At 71.0% G+C, this 19,840-nt stretch carries 17 protein-coding genes; 4 read left to right on the top strand and 13 right to left on the bottom strand.

Annotated elements, in window-relative coordinates; genetic code table 11:
- Window positions 1-154: 154 nt before the first annotated feature.
- From EL340_RS13870 to dacB, 10 genes are all read right to left on the bottom strand, one after another.
- Window positions 155-478: a DMT family transporter gene (locus EL340_RS13870; protein ID WP_126415110.1), complete on the bottom strand. Its 324-nt coding sequence runs from the start codon at window positions 476-478 to the stop codon at window positions 155-157.
- Window positions 475-948, bottom strand: a complete 474-nt coding sequence (locus EL340_RS13865; RefSeq protein WP_408608551.1) for a DMT family transporter — start codon at window positions 946-948, stop codon at window positions 475-477. The genes EL340_RS13870 and EL340_RS13865 overlap by 4 nt, the downstream gene beginning before the upstream one ends.
- Window positions 945-1,355: a YvaD family protein gene (locus EL340_RS13860; RefSeq protein WP_126415109.1), complete on the bottom strand. Its 411-nt coding sequence runs from the start codon at window positions 1,353-1,355 to the stop codon at window positions 945-947. The genes EL340_RS13865 and EL340_RS13860 overlap by 4 nt, the downstream gene beginning before the upstream one ends.
- A 54-nt stretch (window positions 1,356-1,409) precedes the next feature.
- On the bottom strand, window positions 1,410-1,982 hold the full coding sequence (folE, locus tag EL340_RS13855; protein WP_126415108.1) for a GTP cyclohydrolase I FolE: 573 nt from the start codon (window positions 1,980-1,982) through the stop codon (window positions 1,410-1,412).
- A gap of 54 nt (window positions 1,983-2,036) precedes the next feature.
- On the bottom strand, window positions 2,037-4,142 hold the full coding sequence (gene ftsH / locus EL340_RS13850; protein ID WP_126415107.1) for an ATP-dependent zinc metalloprotease FtsH: 2,106 nt from the start codon (window positions 4,140-4,142) through the stop codon (window positions 2,037-2,039).
- 1,053 nt (window positions 4,143-5,195) lie between these two features.
- Window positions 5,196-5,396 carry a hypothetical protein gene (locus EL340_RS15615; RefSeq protein WP_232023109.1) on the bottom strand — a complete coding sequence of 67 codons (201 nt, stop codon included), beginning with the start codon at window positions 5,394-5,396 and terminating at the stop codon, window positions 5,196-5,198.
- A gap of 500 nt (window positions 5,397-5,896) precedes the next feature.
- Complete coding sequence (locus tag EL340_RS13840; RefSeq protein WP_126415106.1) at window positions 5,897-7,201, bottom strand: hypothetical protein; 1,305 nt, start codon at window positions 7,199-7,201, stop codon at window positions 5,897-5,899.
- A 216-nt stretch (window positions 7,202-7,417) separates the two neighbouring features.
- Entirely contained in the window at window positions 7,418-7,972 is a 555-nt protein-coding gene (gene hpt, locus EL340_RS13835; protein WP_126415105.1) for a hypoxanthine phosphoribosyltransferase, read from the bottom strand.
- 113 nt (window positions 7,973-8,085) lie between these two features.
- On the bottom strand, window positions 8,086-9,276 hold the full coding sequence (locus tag EL340_RS13830) for an Rv3626c family coenzyme F420 biosynthesis-associated protein (RefSeq protein WP_232023108.1): 1,191 nt from the start codon (window positions 9,274-9,276) through the stop codon (window positions 8,086-8,088).
- Window positions 9,277-9,396: 120 nt separating this feature from the next.
- Window positions 9,397-10,788, bottom strand: a complete 1,392-nt coding sequence (gene dacB, locus EL340_RS13825; protein WP_126415103.1) for a D-alanyl-D-alanine carboxypeptidase/D-alanyl-D-alanine endopeptidase — start codon at window positions 10,786-10,788, stop codon at window positions 9,397-9,399.
- 235 nt (window positions 10,789-11,023) lie between these two features.
- Between dacB and EL340_RS13820 the strand changes: the two genes are divergently transcribed.
- Window positions 11,024-11,524: an inorganic diphosphatase gene (locus EL340_RS13820; RefSeq protein ID WP_126415102.1), complete on the top strand. Its 501-nt coding sequence runs from the start codon at window positions 11,024-11,026 to the stop codon at window positions 11,522-11,524.
- A gap of 197 nt (window positions 11,525-11,721) precedes the next feature.
- Here the strand turns inward: EL340_RS13820 and EL340_RS13815 are convergent, their stop codons facing one another.
- Complete coding sequence (locus EL340_RS13815) at window positions 11,722-13,128, bottom strand: C40 family peptidase (protein WP_126415101.1); 1,407 nt, start codon at window positions 13,126-13,128, stop codon at window positions 11,722-11,724.
- A gap of 818 nt (window positions 13,129-13,946) precedes the next feature.
- Here EL340_RS13815 and EL340_RS13810 point away from each other — a divergent pair.
- The 3 genes from EL340_RS13810 (at window position 13,947) to EL340_RS13800 (ending at window position 17,871) form a co-directional block, all read left to right on the top strand.
- Complete coding sequence (locus tag EL340_RS13810; protein ID WP_197722318.1) at window positions 13,947-15,392, top strand: O-acetylhomoserine aminocarboxypropyltransferase/cysteine synthase family protein; 1,446 nt, start codon at window positions 13,947-13,949, stop codon at window positions 15,390-15,392.
- Window positions 15,393-15,536: 144 nt separating this feature from the next.
- Window positions 15,537-16,757 carry a homoserine O-acetyltransferase MetX gene (metX, locus tag EL340_RS13805; protein WP_126415100.1) on the top strand — a complete coding sequence of 407 codons (1,221 nt, stop codon included), beginning with the start codon at window positions 15,537-15,539 and terminating at the stop codon, window positions 16,755-16,757.
- Between the two features lie 43 nt (window positions 16,758-16,800).
- Window positions 16,801-17,871, top strand: a complete 1,071-nt coding sequence (locus EL340_RS13800) for an alpha/beta hydrolase (RefSeq protein ID WP_126415099.1) — start codon at window positions 16,801-16,803, stop codon at window positions 17,869-17,871.
- Between the two features lie 42 nt (window positions 17,872-17,913).
- Here the strand turns inward: EL340_RS13800 and EL340_RS13795 are convergent, their stop codons facing one another.
- Complete coding sequence (locus EL340_RS13795; protein ID WP_126415098.1) at window positions 17,914-18,561, bottom strand: response regulator; 648 nt, start codon at window positions 18,559-18,561, stop codon at window positions 17,914-17,916.
- Window positions 18,558-19,817: a sensor histidine kinase gene (locus tag EL340_RS13790; protein WP_126415097.1), complete on the bottom strand. Its 1,260-nt coding sequence runs from the start codon at window positions 19,815-19,817 to the stop codon at window positions 18,558-18,560. Before EL340_RS13790 ends, EL340_RS13795 begins: the two co-directional genes overlap by 4 nt.
- Window positions 19,818-19,840: the final 23 nt, after the last annotated feature.

Raw genomic sequence — 19,840 nt, 5'->3', positions numbered from 1 at the left:
CCTGCTCCCGGGGACCTACTCCACGAGCCTCGGGGGGCTGCCCAGGAGTTGACCGCACTGCACGGGACTCCGACCCTCGTGGAGTGCACTCATGTCTTCCCCAATAGGGTCCGGCCCTCGCGCAGTACGCCCACCGCGCTGCTCGACGTCGTCGTCAGTGCACGCTTCCCACTTCGACAAGGAGCACTCCAGCCATGATGAGGGCGATCCCAGCGATCATGGTGCGGGTCAGTGGCTCACCGAAGAGGAGCCGCGAGGCGATCGCGGTGGCAGCAACTCCCCCAGCCGACCAGATCCCGTAGGCGACGCCGAGAGACAGGCCCTCCCTGAGGCCCAGGGTGAGCAGGGCGAAGGCCGCCAGGTAGCCGACCACGACGACGCCGTACCACCGATACCCCCTGCTGTCGGAGGCGAGCTTGAGTGACAGGGTTCCGGTGACCTCGGAAGCAATGGCCCCCAGGAGGTAGATCCCGCTCATGACGCGTCCCCATCATCCTGCTGAGCACCTGCGCGCTGGGCCCCGATCTCGACGAGAAGCACTCCAGCCATGATGAGCACGATTCCGATGGCGATAGGAGCCGTAATCAACTCCCCGAAGAGAACCGCCGACAGCAAGGCGGTCAGTGCGACCCCCAGGGCACCCCAGATTCCGTAGGCGACGCCGAGAGACATCCCCAATCGCAACGCGAGCGACAGGAAGATGAAGGCCAAGGCGTACCCGATCCCGACGACGGTATAGAAAGCGGGATGATCCAGCGCCTGACGCAGGGCAAGCGTCGCCGACACCTCGGAGACGATGGCGCCACCGAGCACGAGCCCGGAGCACATGCCGCGACTCATCGAGCGCGATCGGTCTCTCAGCCCGTTGAGCACCCTCGGGACCTCGAACACGCACTGGCGACATTCGTGCCACCACGTCGACGGGCACAGTGCGCTCTTGACAGTCACGTGCGGTTCTCCGCGGTTTCGAGCCGCCGGCAGACCATGGAGCCGAAGGCGAGCGCCGGAATGAGCATGAGCAGGGCGTTGGGCCCCCACCACAGCGGGTCGAAGTCGCGGTAGAAGGACCAGAAGGAGATCGCCATGAATCCGGCGCAGAAGGTCAGCATGAGCCCGACCGTCAGCACCAGGTCCCCGATCCTGCTGCCCGCGCGCGTCAGGTAGGCACCGAGGAAGACCGTCAGGGCGGCGGCGACGTCGAGCGGGAAGAAGGACCAGTTCCAGGCCTGAATGACCTGGTTGGAGTAGTCCTTGAAGCGCAGGTGCTCGGGAATGAGGTTGAGGAAGACGGCCGCCCAGTAGAGCAGCAGCCCGGCGTCGACCGCCACCAGCAGCTTCTTGTAGATGGGACTCATTCGTCCACTATTTCACCGGCATTCTCCGGTGTCGAGCCCCCGCCTGGCAGACTCTCAGGATCGCCGGCCCAGGACCAGGCTCATGGCCTCCGAGCGGGTGGCGGCGTTGCGCATGATGCCGCGCACGGCGGAGGTGATGGTGTTGGAGCCGGGCTTGCGCACGCCCCGCATGGACATGCACAGGTGCTCGGCCTCGACGACGACGAGCACCCCCCGGCACTCCAGGCGCTCGACAAGCGCGTCGGCGATCTGCCGGGTGAGCCGCTCCTGGACCTGGGGACGGCGGGCGTAGCCGTCCACGAGCCGCGCCACCTTGGACAGGCCGGTGACGCGCCCGTCGGGGCTGGGGATGTAGCCCACGTGCGCGGCCCCGTGGAAGGGCAGGAGGTGGTGCTCGCACACCGAGTACATGGGGATGTCGCGCACGAGGACCATCTCCTCGTGCCCGACGTCGAAGACCCGCTCGACGTGCTCGGCCGGATCCTGCCCGAGGCCGGAGAACATCTCCTGGTAGGCGCGCGCCATGCGCTCGGGGGTGTCGCGCAGGCCGTCACGGTCGGGGTCCTCCCCGATGGCGACGAGCAGGTCGCGCACGGCCCGCCGCACGCCCTCGGCGTCATAGCTCATGTCCGGCCTCCACCCTTCCCCGCTCCCGCCGGGCCACCCGGGCCCGGCCAGAGCTCACTTGCTGTAGCCCCAGAAGTCGTCCCCGCCGTGGGTGCTACCGGTCCCCCCACTGACGGCGTCGTCGTCGGTGGAGGCAGCGGAGGTGACGGTGGCGGGCGCGACCTCGACGACGGACAGCGTCTCGTCGCTGCGCCACAGAGGGCGCTCGGGCTGCTTGACGACGCGGGAGAAGATCCTCTCCAGGTCCTTCTCCAGGAGCGTCTCGCGGGTGAGGAGCTCCTCGGCCAGCTCATCGAGCACGGCGCGGTTGCGGGTGAGGATCTCCCAGGCCTCGCGGTGGGCGGTGTCGAGCAGGGCGCGGACCTCGGCGTCGACGGTGGCGGCGACCTCCTCGGAGAAGTCGCGGTTGGTGGCATTGAGCCCCAGGACCGTCTCGTTCTCCGTGGTGCCGAGCTTAACGGCGCCGACCGCGCTGGTCATGCCGTAGTCGGTGACCATCTTGCGAGCCGTGGAGGTGGCCTTCTCGATGTCGTTGGAGGCGCCGGTGGTGGGGTCACGGAAGATGATCTCCTCGGCGGCCCGCCCGCCCATGGCGTAGACGAGCTGGTCGAGCAGCTCGTTGCGCGTGGTGGAGTACTTGTCGTCCTGGGGCATGACCTGCGTGTAGCCCAGGGCGCGCCCGCGCGGCAGGATCGTCACCTTGGTGACCGGGTCGGAGTAGGCACCGGCGGCCGCACACAGGGCGTGACCGGCCTCGTGGTAGGCAGTGACGCGCTTCTCGTGGTCGCGCATGACGCGGGTGCGCTTCTGCGGGCCGGCGATGACCCGGTCGATGGCCTCGTCCAGGGCCCGGTTGTCGATGAGGTGGGCGTTGGAGCGGGCGGTGAGCAGGGCGGCCTCGTTGAGGACGTTGGCCAGGTCGGCTCCGGTGAAGCCGGGGGTGCGCTTGGCCACGAGGTCGAGGTCGACGTCGTCGTTCAAGGGCTTGCCCTTGGCGTGGACCTTGAGGATGGCGGCGCGCCCGGCCATGTCGGGGGCCTCGACGCTGACCTGCCGGTCGAAGCGGCCGGGGCGCAGGAGGGCCGGGTCCAGGACGTCGGGGCGGTTGGTGGCGGCGATGAGGATGACGTTGGTGTTGGCGTCGAAGCCGTCCATCTCGACGAGGAGCTGGTTGAGGGTCTGCTCGCGCTCGTCGTGCCCGCCGCCGGTGCCCGAGCCGCGGTGGCGGCCGACAGCGTCGATCTCGTCGACGAAGATGATGGCGGGGGCGTTCTCCTTGGCCTGGTCGAACAGGTCGCGCACGCGCGAGGCGCCGACGCCGACGAACATCTCGACGAACTCGGAGGCGGCCATGGAGAAGAAGGGCACGCCGGCCTCGCCGGCAACGGCCTTGGCGAGCAGGGTCTTACCGGTTCCGGGCGGGCCGTAGAGCAGGACGCCCTTGGGGATCTTGGCGCCGACGGCGCGGAACTTGTCCGGCTCGGAGAGGAACTCGCGGATCTCCTCGAGCTCCTCGACGGCCTCGTCCTCACCGGCGACGTCGGCGAAGGTGACGTCGGGCATCTCCTTGGAGCCGACCTTGGCCTTGGAGCGCCCGAAGCCCATGGCGCCTCCGCGCCCGCCGCCCATGCGGCCGATGAGCCACCACATGATGCCGCCCAGCAGGAGGGCGGGCACGAGCAGCTGGATCATCGAGGACCACCAGGTGGTGGTGGGCACGACGGAGTTGAAGCCGTCCTTGGGGGCGGCGGCCTGGACGAGGCGGTCGACCTGCTCGGCCTGGGCGTCGGTGAAGGAGAACTCGACCTTCTTGCCCAGGGGGCGGGCCTCGGAGTCGCCCTTCTTCTTGGGCTGGACGTAGGTGGAGCTGAGGTCCACCTCGACGCGCTGGGTGCCGTCGACGACGGTGATCGACTCGATCGTGTCCGCCTTGTCGCGCAGGAGGGCCAGGCCGTCGGAGGTGTCGATGGTGCGGTAGCCGAACATCGAGGAGAAGACGGCCCAGCCGAGGATCACGACCAGGAGGAAGGGCACCAGCCACAGGAACGGGTTGCCCAGTGAATCGCGAAGCTTGCGGTCACGCTTGCTGCGATCGTCCTTTCCGGCCCTGCCCGGCTTCTCCGAGTCCTTGCGGCCGGGCTTACGCCCAGAATCTGTCATCTGCGGTAGGTCCCTTCAACATACTGATTCTCAGACGTTAGCCGATAGCACGGCAAAGGTCCCGTTGCGCTTGCTCACGTTCGCGCCGGGCGTGGCCGGGAAGAACCGGGGAAGCGGTGGGGAGGTGGCGGGGAGGCGGTGGGGCGCGCTGCCATGGAGGGGCTCGGGGCCGGCTCCCGCCGGTACTGCACGAGGCCTGGGGGCTCGGGGCCCGCTCCCGCCGGTTACTGCACGAGGCCTGGGGGCTCGGGGCCCGCTCCCGCCGGTTACTGCACGAGGCCTGGGGGCTCGGGGCCCGCTCCCGCCGGTTACTGCACGAGGCCTGGGGGCTCGGGGCCCGCTCCCACCGGTTACTGCACGAGGCCTGGGGGCTACTGGCTGGGACGTGGGTGTACTCCACGGGGTCCGGACTCCCGTGCAGTGCGGCCAACCCCTGGCCAGTAGGACCCGGACCTCGTGCAGTAGGCGCTCGGACACGGCTGGCAGCACACCACCGCATCCCCACGCAATCCCCGCACAGGGAGTGCTCTGCGACGCGTGCCGCAGCACCCCCTTACCCTCAGCCCTGACATCACCTCCATTGATGCCGACAGCGCCGCTGCAACCAGTCGCTCACGTCGTCGAAGTCTCATGCTCCACCGTCTCGTCGACGCCTCTATCAACTGGTCGGCGACGGAGTGGCGCTCGCAGATTGCCGACGGAATCGCACGTAACGAGTCCTCAACCCGAGGAACACTGCACCGATCAAGTCTCGAGCGATGGAGATCGTGGCTCGAGTCGGGAGACACCAGGGCCATGCGTGAACGCATGTGTGCCGACGACGAAGACGGCTGCCGGCTTCGCGAGGTCTCACCTATGGCGGGTTTCCTCAGCACACCCCAGCGACAAGCCGTGATCCGCTGGGAGAGGGACCACTTGCGACGTGAGCCGGAGAGCTCTCCCCTTCGAGCAGCTTCACGGGTTTGCGATTGATGGCATCGACGACTCAACCGCCTCCCCTGCGGACGCACCTTAGGGCACGAGGACTGAGGCCCAGAGGGCAGTCCGCGGCCTCTAAGGTGCGTCCGCGACGACGTCGATGACGCCCATCCCGTAGGCGCCGTGGGAGCCGACGTTGGTGTAGCGGGCCAGGGCCATAAGCTGGGAGAAGACGGCAGTGGTGGCGCCGGCGGAGGGGCGCTGATACGCGGGCGCCGATGCTGGCGTGGATGGGCCTCGACGGCGGCGAGCACGGCGGTGGTCTCGCTGCCGCACATTAAGACGTGGCCTGCCAACCTCTAATCACCTCCTTCAACTTCTCGTCAGAAAGCACCTCATGCCAGAAGACGTCGAAAAGCCTACGACATGCGCAGTTAGCAACAGGGGCACCACATCCGTTTCCCAATCCGGCGCAGACCAGTCGCGACTCAGTACGGGCGCCGTCCTCGCCGACAGCACTCAGAGCGTCCGCAGCAGCGTCCACCTCAGGTGGATTCGCGCCAGGTGAGCTTGCGGAACTCCAGCAAGCGTCACGCAGCCATCATGCCTATACCGCGGGACCCGCTAGATCGGCCCGCACAGTGAGGTGCATGAGGCTCCGTCGCGAGGGGAGGGCCGCAAAGGTGTTCTCGGTACCCGGTCAAGGCACTCAGTTCGCCGCAGACGCACCTTAAGGGCCGAGGACTGAGGCCCGGGGATGCGTCCGCGACGACGTCGATGACGCCCATCCCGTAAGAGCCGACGTTGGTGTAGTGGGTCAACCCTCGCCCGGCCCCTCAACTACGGCGCAGGCGCAGGATGATCAGGCCGCCGGACAGCAGGATCGCCGCCATGGACAGCACGCCGATCGCCACACCAGTCACCGGCAGCCACCGCTCCCGGGCGCTCTGGGAGGAGGACCGCTCAGCGGCGCTCGTGCGCCCCTTGCTGTCCTGGCCGCTGCTGGCACCCACCACAACCTCGTTACGGTCGTCGTGCCCGGCGCCATTCGAGGACTGCGAGCCGGTGCTCGAACCATCCGGCACCGAGCCACCATTGGCGGGCGGGGCCCCCGGAGCCGGAGTCTGCGCACCCGGCTGGGCCGAGGCCGAGGCTGAGGCCTCCGGACCCGGCGTCGCGCTACTACCGGCGCCGCCAGTGGCTCCCGACTGATCCGGGGCGGCCGCACCGCCCTCGGGCGCGGACCACTGCGGGCGAGCCACCAGGGCCACCTCAGCCATCGTCTGCGCATCCAGCGTCTCCGCCCGTACACCGCCGGACGAGGCCCTCACGACCTTGTTCTCCCCCACGTAGATGCCGACGTCGTATACGTTCCCGAACACCACGGACTGCGCGGGAGCCGAGCCGGCCCCGCCCTGCCCCGCGGGCATCGGGTTGGAGAAGAAGACGATGTCACCGGGGGCGATAGCGCCGTTCGCGTTCACCCACAGACGCCCCTGCGAGTTGAACCAGCCGGCCAGGTCGTCCGGCTTCCAGGACCCGGTCAGATCGTGCCCGACGTCGGCCCGGTACCCCACCTGGGTGTTCTGGTCCGCCACGTACGTGGTGTGCGAGTAGTCCCAGCCGGAGAGCACCATGCCCACCAGCGCCGAGGAGGTGATCGGGTACGGCCCCGAACCGCCGGCACGGACGTTCGCGCCCGACAGCGGCGTGGGACGCGACGGGTCCACCACCAGGGAGCCTCCCGCGGCGGCGAAGGACTGCGCCCGGGCCACCACGTCACCGGCGGCGGCACCGTCCGAGGCGGCAGTCGGGGCGACCGGAACACCCCGTGGCACGGCCCACTGGCCGTCGGCCAGCATGACGGACACGGCCCCCAGCGCGCCGGCGGGGCTCGTGCTCTCCACGGTGTAGGTCAGACCGCCGCCGTCACCCGGCGCCTCATCGCCAAGAGTGGTCAGGGTGCCCGAAGCGCCGCTGACCTGCGCCATCTCAGCAACCGTATTAAAAGTGGTGCCTGCGGCCGGCTCAGCGGCCACGGGGGCCGTCAGGGGCGCACCCAGCGAGGACGCCAGCACCACCGCACCCGCGAGGCCGACCAGCCCCGAGACACGTCGACGCACAGCCTTCTTCACCGTCACCAACTGTCCTTCCACAATCACCCGCCGGCATGGGGCATCCGCCGACGACCTACACTCGTTATCGTAACGTAACGTACACGGCTCCGACCACCTGGAAAAGGGGGCAGGACGCAGGTCACGGGCCTCGCGAGCACCGCCCGGCAGCAGCACTTCGACCGACCCACCCCCGATTCTCCCGTTCTCCCCTCAGGTTTTGTCAAGGTTGACCTGAGTCAGTCAGCCTCCATAGACCTCGGGCCGCAACGTGCCGATGAACGGCAGGTTGCGGTAGCGCTCGGCATAGTCCAGTCCGTAGCCGACGACGAACTCCGTAGGAATATCGAAGCCGACGTACTTGACGTCCACCTCGACCTTGGCGGCGTCGGGCTTGCGCAGAAGTGTGGCGATCTCCACCGAGGCCGCACCGCGGGAGGACAGGTTGCCCAGCAGCCAGGACAGGGTCAGGCCGGAGTCGATGATGTCCTCGACGATGAGGATGTGGCGGCCGGTGACGTCGGTGTCCAGGTCCTTGAGGATGCGCACCACCCCGGAGGACTTGGTTCCCGAGCCGTAGGAGGACACCGCCATCCAGTCCATCGGCACGCTCATGTGCAGCCGGCGCGACAGGTCCGCCATGACGTAGACGGCGCCCTTGAGCACGCCCACGAGCAGGGGGTCGCGGCCCGCGTAGTCGGCGTCGATCTGGGCGGCCATCTCGTCGAGGCGCTGCCCGATCTGCTCCTCGGTGATGAGTACCTGCTGAAGGTCCGATCCCATGTCCGTGGCGTCCATCCGCCCTGCCTTCCTCATGCGTCGTCATGGCTTCGCGGTGCCACCGGGGCCCGGGGAGGCCACCGGTCCGCGTCGACGCCATAAGCCTGCCACACCGGGCCCGACCTGGCACTTCAGCTCACGCGGCGCACCCACACGTCGGGACGGGCGATCTCGGCCGGGGTGGGCAGCAGCGCGGGGTCGGTCCACACGACGTTGAGCCCCTCCTGCCCGATGCGCGCCACGACGCTGCGCACGAAGGCGGCACCGTCGGCGTACTGGGCCTCCTTGGCCTCCAGCCCCATGAGCCGGCGCAGCAGGAGCGCCCCCAGGCCCGGCCCGGGACCGATGCCGCCGTCAACCGCGCGAGAGCGCGACAGCACCGCCCGCAGCCGGTGCACCGAGGGCATCCGGTTGGGCCGCACGTCGTCCAGGACGACCTCGGCGTGCCCCTCCAGAAAAGTCAGCGCAGCCGCCAGGGAGGCGACCTCCGAGCGATCCCTGAAGTTCGTCAGTCCCTCCAGCACGCGTCCCCGACCGGCGCGCGCCGCGATACGCACCGCGCCGCCCCGCCGCGACCGAGGCGCCCGCTGCCCCGTGCTCGCCCCCGCAGCACCGCCGGAGCCGCCGTAGACGGCCTCGACGACGTCGCCGATGACCGTGCGCATGGAGTCGGTCAGGTAGGGGCCGAGCCAGGGGGCGGCCGTGAGCTGGACGGCGTGCGTCACCTCGTGCAGGCAGACCCAGGCGGGCAGGTCGAGCATGTCCAGGTCCATCTGGCGGCGCATCGCCAGCACGTTGGGAGCCACGAGCAGGAGGTGCGGAGCCCCCGGGGCCGCCCGGCCGACGACGCCGGACGCCTCGCCCTCGCCCTCCTCGTCTCCGGACCGCCCGGCTCCGGGCTCGCCGTCGTCGGCACCGCTCGGGGCGGTCGGGGCTGGGGGCACCACCTGCCCCAGGAGCCGGGTGGCCAGCAGGCTCATCGCCCCGGCCACCTCGGCGGCCCCGACGAGCCGGACCGCCTCCGAGGCCCGCGGGGCGGGCACCTGCCCCATGAGGTCGCGCAGCGCCCGGGTGGAGGCGCGCACCAGGCCGGCCCGGTCGACCACGCTCACCCGCGTTGAGTCCGCGACCTGCTGGGCCGCCCGGTGCAGACCGGTGATCCTGGCGACCCAGGCCGGCGCCTCCTGGGCGGAGCGGCGCAGGACCGCCACGGAGCTGGCGCGCGTGGAGTGCGAGGCACTGGGGCCGGCCGGGATGAGCGCGGTCAGGCGCTCCACCGTCCGCCAGTCGACCAGCCCCGCTGCTGTGCCGTTGGTTGTCACCGCCACGCCTTTCTCACCGAATTCTCACTGAAGTCACTGACGTCACCGGGCCCGCGCCCTTCAGGGAACCTACTGGACGGACCCTACCGGCCTACCGGTCCACCGGCATCACGTGGGTTCTCACGAGCAGCCGCAGGAGGCCAGGGGCGCCACGAAGTGGTTGTCGATGGCGGCGCCGGCCGCCGAGCTGCCGTTGGCGGGGAAACCGTTGGCCAGGATCGAGAAGGCCAGCAGCCGCCCGTCGGCGGTCGTGACGACGCCGGCGAGCGAGGAGGTCTGCTCCAGCGACCCGGTCTTGGCGCGCACGGTTCCGGCGGCGGAGGTGCCCAGCAGGCGGTTGCCCAGGGTGCCGTCCAGGGCGGCGACGGGCAGGCCCGCGATGAGGGTGCGCCCGGTCGAGCCGCCCTCGTCACCGGCGGACCTGGCCAGGATCTGGGTCAGCAGCCTGGCGGGCACCTTGTTGCCCTTGGCCAGCCCGGAGGAGTCCAGGAGGGTCAGCCCGGAGGTGTCGAAGCCGTCCTTGCGCAGCTGGGCGGTCACGGCCTTGGAGGCCCCGGCGAAGTCGGCGGTCTCCTTGGCCTGGACGGCCACGAGCCGCCCCTCGACCTCGGTCATCGTGTTGTCGGAGGTCTTGAGCGACAGGGCCAGGATGTCGGACAGCGGGGCGGAGGAGACCGAGGCCAGCTCCCGGGCGCTGCTGGGCGCGGCCGCGCGGGACGCGTCGCCGTCGACCGTGATGCCGGCCTCGCTCAGGTGCCGGGCGAAGGCCTGGGCGGCCTCCATCGCTGGGTCGGCCGGGTAGCCCTGGTTCTGGGTGGCCGAGACGTCCACCATGATCGGCTGGATCTTGGCCACGTACTGCTCGTTGCCGGACTCCCAGCCGTCGTTCCACTGGGCGCCGGTGAACAGGGTGTCGTCCAGGCGCAGGGAGACCGACGTCGTCCCCTGGGCCTTGAGCTGCTCGGCGGTGGCGCGGGCGAGGTCGCCCAGGCCCGCGTGGCCGGCCGTGGCGGTCGGGTCACCGGCGTCCTCGGCCAGCAGGACGTCGCCGCCGCCCACGAGGGTGACGGTCTGGCCGTCCAGGACGGCCTTGGTCTGGAGCGTGTGGCCCGGCCCCATGGAGGACAGGGCCGCCCAGGCGGTGAGCACCTTGTTGGTGGAGGCCGGCGTCACCCCGGTGGCCGCCGACTGGTCCAGCAGCTCCTCGCCGGTGGCGACGTCGACGACCGAGGCGGTCACGCTCCCGCCGGTCAGGGCGGCATCGGAGGCGACCGCCTGGACGTAGGAGCTCAGTGCCGCCTTCGAGGGCGTGGGCGCCCCCGACTCCAGGCCGGAGGGGGCCGTGGTCTTGGCGCTGGGGCCGGCCGGCGTCGGGAAGGGCTGGGGGGCGACGTCGGCGTAGGCCACCGTCACCGGGCCAGGTACCAGGTCGAGAGCATCGCCCAGGCTGTAGTAGCCGCCGAAAACCAGCAGGCTCGCCGCCGTCAGGGCCGCGGTCTGGACCTTGCGCATACGTCCTCCGGACTGGGTTGTTGACAGGCTGGGATGGCCTGTATATCAGGTGGGTGGGGCGCCCGGGAGGTCGTCCCCGCCGGTGCACCGACGTGCAGAGTACGCGTTTGCTGACCTCGGGCGCTGTCGTGCGCCACACTAGTGCCATCAATACCCGCCCCGCCGGATCGACGCCGACCGCCAGGCACCGTTCCAGCGCCCAACGAGCTGAAGACACGAGCGAAGGAGGCTCCCCGTGGAGTTCGACGTCACGATTGAGATCCCCAAGGGCAACCGCAACAAGTACGAGATCGACCACGAGACCGGCCGGATCCGCCTGGACCGCATGCTCTTCACCTCCACGCGCTACCCCGACGACTACGGCTTCATCGACGAGACGCTCGGCGAGGACGGCGACCCGCTGGACGCCCTGGTCCTGCTGGAGGAGCCGACCTTCCCCGGCTGCGTCATCCGCTGCCGCGCGCTGGGCATGTTCCGCATGCGCGACGAGAAGGGCGGCGACGACAAGGTCCTGTGCGTGCCCAGCGCCGACCAGCGCGCCTCCTGGCGCACCGACATCGAGGACGTCTCGGAGTTCCACCGCCTGGAGATCCAGCACTTCTTCGAGGTCTACAAGGACCTCGAGCCCGGCAAGTCGGTCGAGGGCGCCCACTGGGTGGGCCGCGAGGAGGCCGAGGAGGAGATCCGCCAGTCCTTCCAGCGCGAGGCCGACCGCATCGCTCGCGAGGGCCACTGACGCGAGCCGCCCGGACTGGGCGGGGCAGGGCGGCACATATGCTCTCGGCTACCATCCGCGCCGCTCGTTCCTCGCGCCGCTCCCGCCAGACCCGCCACGCCTTCGAGCACATATGCCGCCCCACCCCTGCTCAGGGGTGGGGCGGCTCAGCGTCCCGGCGGGTCACCTCGCGGCGAGAGGGCTGCCGCTGAGAGTGTTTAGAGACGCACCGCGTAGGGCATGACGCCGGAGTAGCGCATGGAGGTCACGCGCACGGTCATGCCGAAGGTCGGCGCCTCGATCATCGTGTCGTCACCCAGGTAGATGGCCACGTGATAGATGCCGGACTGGCTGCCGTCGGAGGACCAGAAGACCAGGTCACCGGGCTGGGCGGCGTCGAGCGGGACGTGGGTGCCCTGCCCGTACTGCACGCGCGAGGAGTGGGTGAGGTACACCCCGGCGGCCTCGTAGGAGACCATCGTCAGCCCGGAGCAGTCCAGGCCCGACGCCGACTCCCCGGCCCACACGTAGGGCGTGCCGAGGTAGCTCATGGCCGTGCTGATGGCGATGGAGGCGGCGTTGCCGGAGTACGACGGGGCGGGCTCGGGCTCAGCGGCCGGGGCGGGCGCGGGAGCGCGGTCCTCGTCGTCGGAGGTCTCGGGCTGGGAGGTGGTGGCGGGGTCCTGGGCCGGGGCCTGGTAGGCGGGCTCGGGCTCGGTCGCCTGCTCCTGGGGGGCGGGGGCCGTCTCCTGGGGGGCGGGGGCCGTCTCCTGGGGCTGGGCTGCGGCCTGCTCGGCCTGCCTCTGGGCGAGGTCGGCGGCGGCCTTCTCCGAGGCCTCCTTGGCCGCGGCCTGGGCGGCGGCCTCCTCACGGGCCTTGCGCTCGGCCTCGACCTGGTTCTGGTACTGCGTCTCCAGCTCGACGGTGGTGTTGCGCTGGGCGGCCAGCTGGGTGATGAGGTTCTGGCGGTTGGTCTGGGTAGTGGAGACGGCGCTCTGGGCGTCGCGGGCGGCGGTCTCGGCGTCGGACTTGGCGGTCTCGGCGGAGGTCTTGGCGCTCTCCTTGTCCTTGACCTTCTGGTCGGCGATGGCCTGCATGCTCGTGGCCACCGACTGGAGGGCCTCGACGTTCTGGACCTTGGCGTTGTTGTTCTCGCCGGCGCGGGCCAGGGCGACGTCGGCGTCGGCCAGGTCGGCCAGCGACTCGCTGGTGAGGTACGGGGTGAGCGGGTCGAGCGGGTTGCCGCTCTCCTGGTAGGTCTGCACGACGATCGAGCCCAGCTCCGAGCGGGCGGCCGCGGTGCTGGAGGCGGCGTTGTCGGCGTTGGCCTGGGCGGTCTGGGCGTCGGTGGTGGCCGTGTTGAGGTCGTCGACGGCGGTCAGGTAGTCCTCGTTGGCCACCTGCGCCTTGACCTGGGCCTGCTCCAGGGTGGTGCTCTGCTGGGCGAGCTGGGCCTCCAGGGAGGCGATGGAGGTGGAGGTCGAGCGCTCCGAGGCCTTGGATCGGTCGATGTCGTTCTGATCGACCGGGTCGGCGAGCGCCGACGGCGCCAGGGTGCAGGCCAGTGCCACGACTGCGGTGGCGACGACACCGTGTCCGTGTCGTCTCTGGGGGATCGGGCTCACAGGGGTTCTCCGTCGTGATGGGGCTGAACGTGAGGATGTCGCCTCACCCGGGGACCGACGTCGGCCCAACCGTCGGGATCCGTTCCGCGAGATCACGGGGGCGCGGGACGGAGGAGGGGACGAGGACGGCGGGTGCGTCGGCCCGGATGTGACGCAACCACACTAGTCGCTTCAGTCTCAACAGAAAACAGAGTTCACACTATTCACAATCGTAACTTACACCCCTGTAGTTCAGGGGTCTTGCTTGTGATGACAAGGCTCTCGACGTCCGTCATGCGACCGTGACCGGTATGACATCTGGCACAACCAACCGTTCGTGCAGGTCAGAGGCGGTTTTGAGCCGGGGTTGCCGAGGCGTCGGCACGGAGCCGAAAGCGGGGGCCGACGACGGTCCCGAGCCCCCGGGCTGGACCTCCTGAGCACCGGGGAGGCCCCGGCCCGCCCCCGCATCGTGGACACACGTTTGGACCGGGCGCGGAGGAAACCGCTAAAGTCGGAGCATGTTCCGTCGTCCTGAGGCCCTCCGGCCGGACGCCCCCGCCACGGGGCGAATGCGCAGCTGACGCGCACGCCGCCGTCGGCCCACGTGCGCGTCCCCGCCCTCACTCACACCCATCGCAGACACTGCAGAAACGGTGACGGCGGACGACCAAGCGCCACGACATCTCGCCACCGACTGCGTCCACCGGCCTCGTCGCCGGGCGCAGCGGGCGCCGGGCAGCACCACTCGCAAGCGCGCCGGAAGCAACGGCGCGGCGCGGGCACCGCCCGTGGCACTGACATCGCCGCCGGTCACCAGGAACCACCAAGGAGTCCTCATGACCGACCAGCACCCCTCCGCCCCCGAGCAGGCCACCGACCGGGCCACTGACGGGGCCGCCTCCCGGAAACTGGCCCAGCCCCCGGTCCCCTCCCCCACCAATCCGGCGGGGTGGCGCTTCGAGACCAAGCAGGTCCAGGCCGGGCACGACCCGCTGGCCGAGCCGACCCACGCGCGAGCCATCCCGATCTACCAGACCACCTCCTACGTCTTCGAGTCGGCCGAGCAGGCGGCCGCCCGCTTCGCCCTGACGGATCTGGGTCCCATCTACTCGCGCCTGACCAACCCCACCAACGACATCGTCGAGCAGCGGATCGCGGCCCTGGAGGGCGGCGTCGGGGCGCTGCTGACGGCGTCGGGCCAGGCGGCCGAGACCCTCACCTTCCTGACGCTGGGGCGGGCCGGCGACAACATCGTGGCCTCCCCCTCGCTGTACGGCGGCACCACGAACCTGCTCACCCACACCCTGCCGCGGCTGGGCTTCGAGACCCGGTTCGTGGACGACCCGGGCGACCCGGCGGCCTGGGCGGCGCTGGCCGACGAGCGCACCATCGCCTTCTACGGGGAGACCATCCCCAACCCGCGCGGCGACATCCTCGACATCGAGGCGGTCGCGGCCACCGCCCACGAGCTGGGCATCCCGCTGGTCGTGGACAACACGGTGGCCTCGCCGTTCCTGACCCGCCCCATCGAGTGGGGCGCGGACATCGTGGTGGCCTCGGCGACGAAGTTCCTGGGCGGGCACGGCTCCAGTGTGGCCGGGGTGATCGTGGACTCCGGCGGCTTCGACTTCGCCGCCCAGCCCGAGCGCTTCCCCACCTTCAACACGCCCGACGAGTCCTACCACGGCCTGGTCTACGCCCGGGACCTGGGGGTGGGCAGCCCGTTGGGCGCGAACCTGGCCTTCATCCTCAAGGCGCGTGCCGAGGGCCAGCGCGACCTCGGCTTCCCGCTGGCGCCGCACTCGGCCTTCCTCATCGCCCAGGGCATCGAGACGCTCTCGCTGCGCATGGAGCGCCACGTGGACAACGCCCTGGCGGTGGCCACCTGGCTGGAGGGGCGCGACGACGTCGCCGCCGTGCGCTACTCGGGCCTGACCTCCAGCCCCTACTACGAGCTGCACCGCAAGTACTGCCCGCGCGGGGCCGGATCGATCGTCACCTTCGACCTGGCCGGCGGGCGCGAGGCGGGGGCGGCCTTCATCGACGCGCTCGGGCTGTTCTCCAACCTGGCGAACATCGGCGACGTGCGCTCCCTGGCGGTCCACCCGGCCACCACCACCCACTCCCAGCTCGACGACGCCGGGCTGGCCGCGGCCGGCATCAGCGCCGGGACCGTGCGCCTGAGCGTGGGGATTGAGCACATCGACGACATCCTGGCCGACCTCGAGCGGGGCCTGGCGGCAGCGCGCGCCGTCGGTGCAACCGGGGCAGCCGGAGCCTGAAGCCGCCGTGAGCGCGCGGACGCACCTTAAGGCCCGCGGACGGCCCCTGGAGGGTCAGCCCCGGAGCCCTATGGAGCGTCCGCGAGGCGGCGTCGATCCTTCTTCCACTCGTTTCCCGATGATCGCGACCAGAGGCAGCCTGTCATGAGCAATCCCACCCCCTCCCACCCTCAGACCGCCCCGTCCGCCGACGACACCGCACCCGCCGCCTACGGCGTGGGAACGGCCTCCTCCAAGCTCGTCGACCGCAAGGCCGGCTCCCCCACCGGGGCCTGGCGGCCGGGAGACGAGCCGGGACGCCGTCGATTCCTGGAGATCGGGGACCTGCCCCTGGAGTCCGGGGAGGTCCTGCCGGACACGGTCCTGGCCTTCGAGACCTGGGGCCAGCTGAGCCCCCAGCGTGACAACGCGGTCCTCGTGCTGCACGCGCTGACCGGCGACTCCCACGTCACCGGCGAGGCCGGGCCCGGGCACCCGACGCCGGGGTGGTGGTCGGACCTGGTGGGGCCGGGGCGGGCCATCGACACCGAGCGCTACTTCGTCGTGGCGGCCAACATCCTGGGCGGCTGCCAGGGATCGACGGGCCCGTCGTCGACGGCGCCGGACGGGCGGCCCTGGGGGTCCCGCTTCCCGTGGCTGACCACGCGCGACGCCGTCGAGGCCGAGGCCCGGCTGGCCGACGCCCTGGGCATCGAGGTCTTCCACCTGGTCATCGGGGCCTCGCTGGGCGGGCACCGGGCGATCGAGTGGGCGGTCACCCACCCTCAGCGGGTGCGCAACCTGGCGCTGGTGGCCACGGGCGCCTCGACCACCGCCGACCAGCTGGCCTGGTGCCACCTCCAGGAGCTGGCGATCGTGGCCGACCCCTTCTTCTTCGACGGCGACTACTACTCCCACTCGGTGGGGCCGGTGCGGGGGCTGGGGCTGGCGCGGGCGCTGGCGCACACCACCTACCGCAGCGCCGCCGAGCTGGACGAGCGGTTCGGGCGGCGCCACCAGGGCGAGGAGGACCCGGCCGTGGGCGGGCGCTACCAGGTGGAGTCCTACCTGGACTACCACGCCGGCAAGCTGCTGGCGCGCTTCGACGCCAACACCTACCTCATCGTCACCCACTCGATGATGGTGCACGACGTCGGCACCGGACGCGGCGGCATCGAGGCGGCGCTGGCCAGCGTGCAGGCGCGCACGCTCGTGGTGGACGTGGACTCCGACCGCCTCTTCCTGGCGGCCCAGGCCGAGGAGCTGGCCGGCGGCATCCCGGGCGCCCGGCGCGAGACGATCACCTCCCTGCACGGGCACGACGGCTTCCTCATCGAGGCCGAGCAGATGGACGCGATCCTGCGCGACTTCCTGGCCGGCGCCTAGAGATCCACATCTTCTTCACACACGACGGTGGGATCATAGAAGCGTGAACGAGACGACCGAGCACGCCCCGGTGGGCGCCTGGGGGCCGGACTTCCTGGGCCCGGGATTCGAGGCCCGCACCCTGGAGCTGCTGCCCGACGACGAGGACGACGGCGCCGTCGCCACCCTGGTGCGCCACCTGCCCGCCCTGGACCCGGGCGCCCTGCCGGGCACCCCCACCACCCCCGGCTTCGTCTACCTCTACCTGCACGGCTGGAACGACTACTTCTTCCAGACCCACCTGGCCCGCGAGATCTCCCGCCTGGGCGGGGCCTTCTACGCCCTGGACCTGCGCCGCTACGGCCGCTCCTGGCGCGAGGGCCAGATGCTGGGCTGGTGCACCTCCCTGGCCGACTACGACGAGGACCTGGGCCTGGCCCTGTCCGCCATCCGCGCCGACCAGGGCTGGGAGACCGAGGTCGTGCTGTCCGGCCACTCCACCGGCGGGCTCGTCGCCGCCCTGTGGGCCGACCGCCACCCGGGGGCGCTGCGCGCCCTCATCCTCAACTCCGCCTGGCTCTCGCTCCAGGGCTCCGAGCTCGTGCACCTGGTCGGCGAACCGGTCCTGCGCACCCTGGCGCTGCGCGACCCGCGCATGTCGATCCTCGACGGCTGGGTCGACCCGGCCCGGGCTTTCTCCATCACCGACGGCTGGGATACCGAGCGCGACGGCGAGCTGCCCGACCCGGCCTGGGCCGACGACCCCTACGTGACCGGCTGGGACATCAACCCCGCCTGGTCGATCAAGCCCTCCGCGCCCGTACGCGTCGGCTGGCTGCAGGCCGTCATGGAGGGGCACAACCGGGTCGCCCAGGGCCTGGACATCCGCTGCCCGGTGCTGTCGATGGGCGCGGCCACCACCCGGCTCGGGGTGACGTGGATGCCGGAGTCCAGGCACGCGGACACGATCATCGACGCCGACGCCACCGCCCGCCGCGCCGTCATGCTCGGCAAGCTCGTGACCATCGCCCGGTTCCCCGGCGGGGTCCACGACCTCACCCTGTCCGAGCCGCCCGTGCGCGAGCAGGTCTTCTCCGCTCTGCGGCGCTGGATGTCCGCCTACGTGCTGCGCTGAGCCGGCCCGACGACGGCCGCGGCCGGCCGCCCGCGCACAGGGCTAGACCAGTCCGTTGCGGTAGGCCCACACGACGGCCTGCACCCGGTCGCGCGCACCGATCTTGGGCAGGATCCTCGTCAGGTGCGACTTGACCGTGCTGGTCTCGACGAAGAGCGCGGCGGCGATCTCCGCGTTCGACATACCGCCGGCCAGGAGCTGGACCACCTCGCGCTCGCGCCCCGTGAGCACGGCCAGCCCCTCACCGTTCCCGGCTCGGGCCGGCCGGCGGGCGAACTCGGCGATGACCCGCCGGGTCACGCCCCGGTCGATCAGCCCGAATCCGGCAGCCAGCCTGCGCACGGCGTCGACGAGCTCCTCCGGCTCGCAGTCCTTGAGGATGAATCCGTCGGCCCCGGCCTCCAGGGCTCCGAAGACGTCGGCGTCCAGGTCGAAGGTGGTGACCACCAGCACCGCCGGGGTGGCGTCCTCACGCTCGGCGACGATCTGGCGCGTGGCCGTCAACCCGTCACCCTCGGTCATCCGCAGGTCCATGCACACGACGTCGGGGCGGGCCGCCCGCACCACGCGGACCGCCTCCCTGCCGCCGGAGGCCTCACCCACCACCGTGATGTCGTCGTGCTCCTCCAGCAGGATGCGGAAGCCGGCGCGGACCACCGCCTGGTCGTCCACGAGCACCACCCTGATCACGCGTCCTCCTCCTGAGCCTGCTGGGCCAACGGCAGGACCAACCGTACCCGCCAGCCGCCGCCGGCCACCGGGCCGGCCTGGAGAGAGCCGCCGACGGCGTCCGCCCGCTCCCGCATGACCGTCAGGCCGGTGCCGCCGCCACCGGGGTCGGCCGGAGGCATGCGCGCCGGGTCGTTGAGGACACACAGCTCAAGGGCGGCCGCCGCGCGCTCAACCTCCACCGTGATCGGGGCGCCCGGAGCGTGCTGCAGGGCGTTGCTGATGGCCTGCTGCGCGACCCGGAAGAGGGCCGTTTCAGCCTGCGGTGGCAGGGCTGGCGTATCGGCGGGTGCCTCAGCGGGCGTGCCGCCAGGGGCTCTGACGGAGGCCGCTTCACCGGGCTCGCCGCCCAGCAGGCCGCCGTCGAGCAGCTCGATGTCGACACCGAGCGCGCGGGTGGAGGCCACCAGCTCGGGCAGGTCGCGCAGCCCGGGCGCGGAGGCCTGGCCGTCCTCGTCGCTGCGCAGCAAGCCCACCACGGAGCGGAGCCCGGAGAGGGTCTCCTTGGCCTGGCTACGCAGCTGCTGGGCGGTCTGCCTGGCCGACTGCGGGTCGCGGTCGATCAGCCTCTCGAGCGCAGCCGCCTGCACGACGATCCCGGCCAGGTGGTGGGCGGCGACGTCGTGCAGCTCTCCGGCCAGGCGGCGGCGCTCCTGGATGAGGGTCACCTCCAGCTGCCGTTCGTGCTCGCGTCTAAGAAGCTCCTGGCGGGAGCGCTCGTACCTGCGGCTGCTGGCCAGTGCTGCGCCGCCCAGCACCGGCAGCAGGTAGAGCGCCAGCTTCACCAACGCACTCACAATGCCGCTTTGCCACTGCTCCGGCGGGTTGCGCCACACGTCAACCGCTGCGCTGCTCAGCGCCAGGGCCGCCAGCACGGCCACGGTTCGACGTGGGGGAAATCGCATCCCGATACCGAAGGACACCACGACCTGGCCGTACCCGCTGGCGATGAATCCCACCGGAACAACCAGTGATGTCACGACCTCCGCCGACCACACCAGTGCCTGGCAGAGCAGCGGGCGACTGCGCCACAGCACGAGGGCCAGCCCCTCGACCCCGAGCGGGATCGCTGTCGCGGCGAACCACTGTCGAGCACCGGCGGGCACCATGGTGCTCGCGAGAAGCACAGCCGTCGGCTGGACCACTGCGAAGGTAAGAGCCAGCAGCACATCGTTGCGCTGGATCGAGAGCGCGCTGGCGGGAACGGACAGGCTCATGGCTGCATTGTCGTCGACGGGCA

The organism is Actinomyces viscosus, assembly GCF_900637975.1.
GTDB lineage: Bacteria > Actinomycetota > Actinomycetes > Actinomycetales > Actinomycetaceae > Actinomyces > Actinomyces viscosus.
Note: the sequence above shows the minus strand (reverse complement) of the source record. Positions and strands in the feature narration are given on the sequence as shown.

Coding starts and splice junctions, on each gene's coding strand:
- EL340_RS13810 (WP_197722318.1), top strand. CDS start 13,947: ATGACCGACCAGCACCCCTCCGCCCCCGAGCAGGCCACCGACCGGGCC.
- EL340_RS13860 (WP_126415109.1), bottom strand. CDS start 1,355: ATGAGTCCCATCTACAAGAAGCTGCTGGTGGCGGTCGACGCCGGGCTG.
- dacB (WP_126415103.1), bottom strand. CDS start 10,788: ATGCGCAAGGTCCAGACCGCGGCCCTGACGGCGGCGAGCCTGCTGGTT.
- EL340_RS13790 (WP_126415097.1), bottom strand. CDS start 19,817: ATGAGCCTGTCCGTTCCCGCCAGCGCGCTCTCGATCCAGCGCAACGAT.
- hpt (WP_126415105.1), bottom strand. CDS start 7,972: ATGGACGCCACGGACATGGGATCGGACCTTCAGCAGGTACTCATCACC.
- folE (WP_126415108.1), bottom strand. CDS start 1,982: ATGAGCTATGACGCCGAGGGCGTGCGGCGGGCCGTGCGCGACCTGCTC.
- metX (WP_126415100.1), top strand. CDS start 15,537: ATGAGCAATCCCACCCCCTCCCACCCTCAGACCGCCCCGTCCGCCGAC.
- ftsH (WP_126415107.1), bottom strand. CDS start 4,142: ATGACAGATTCTGGGCGTAAGCCCGGCCGCAAGGACTCGGAGAAGCCG.
- EL340_RS13870 (WP_126415110.1), bottom strand. CDS start 478: ATGAGCGGGATCTACCTCCTGGGGGCCATTGCTTCCGAGGTCACCGGA.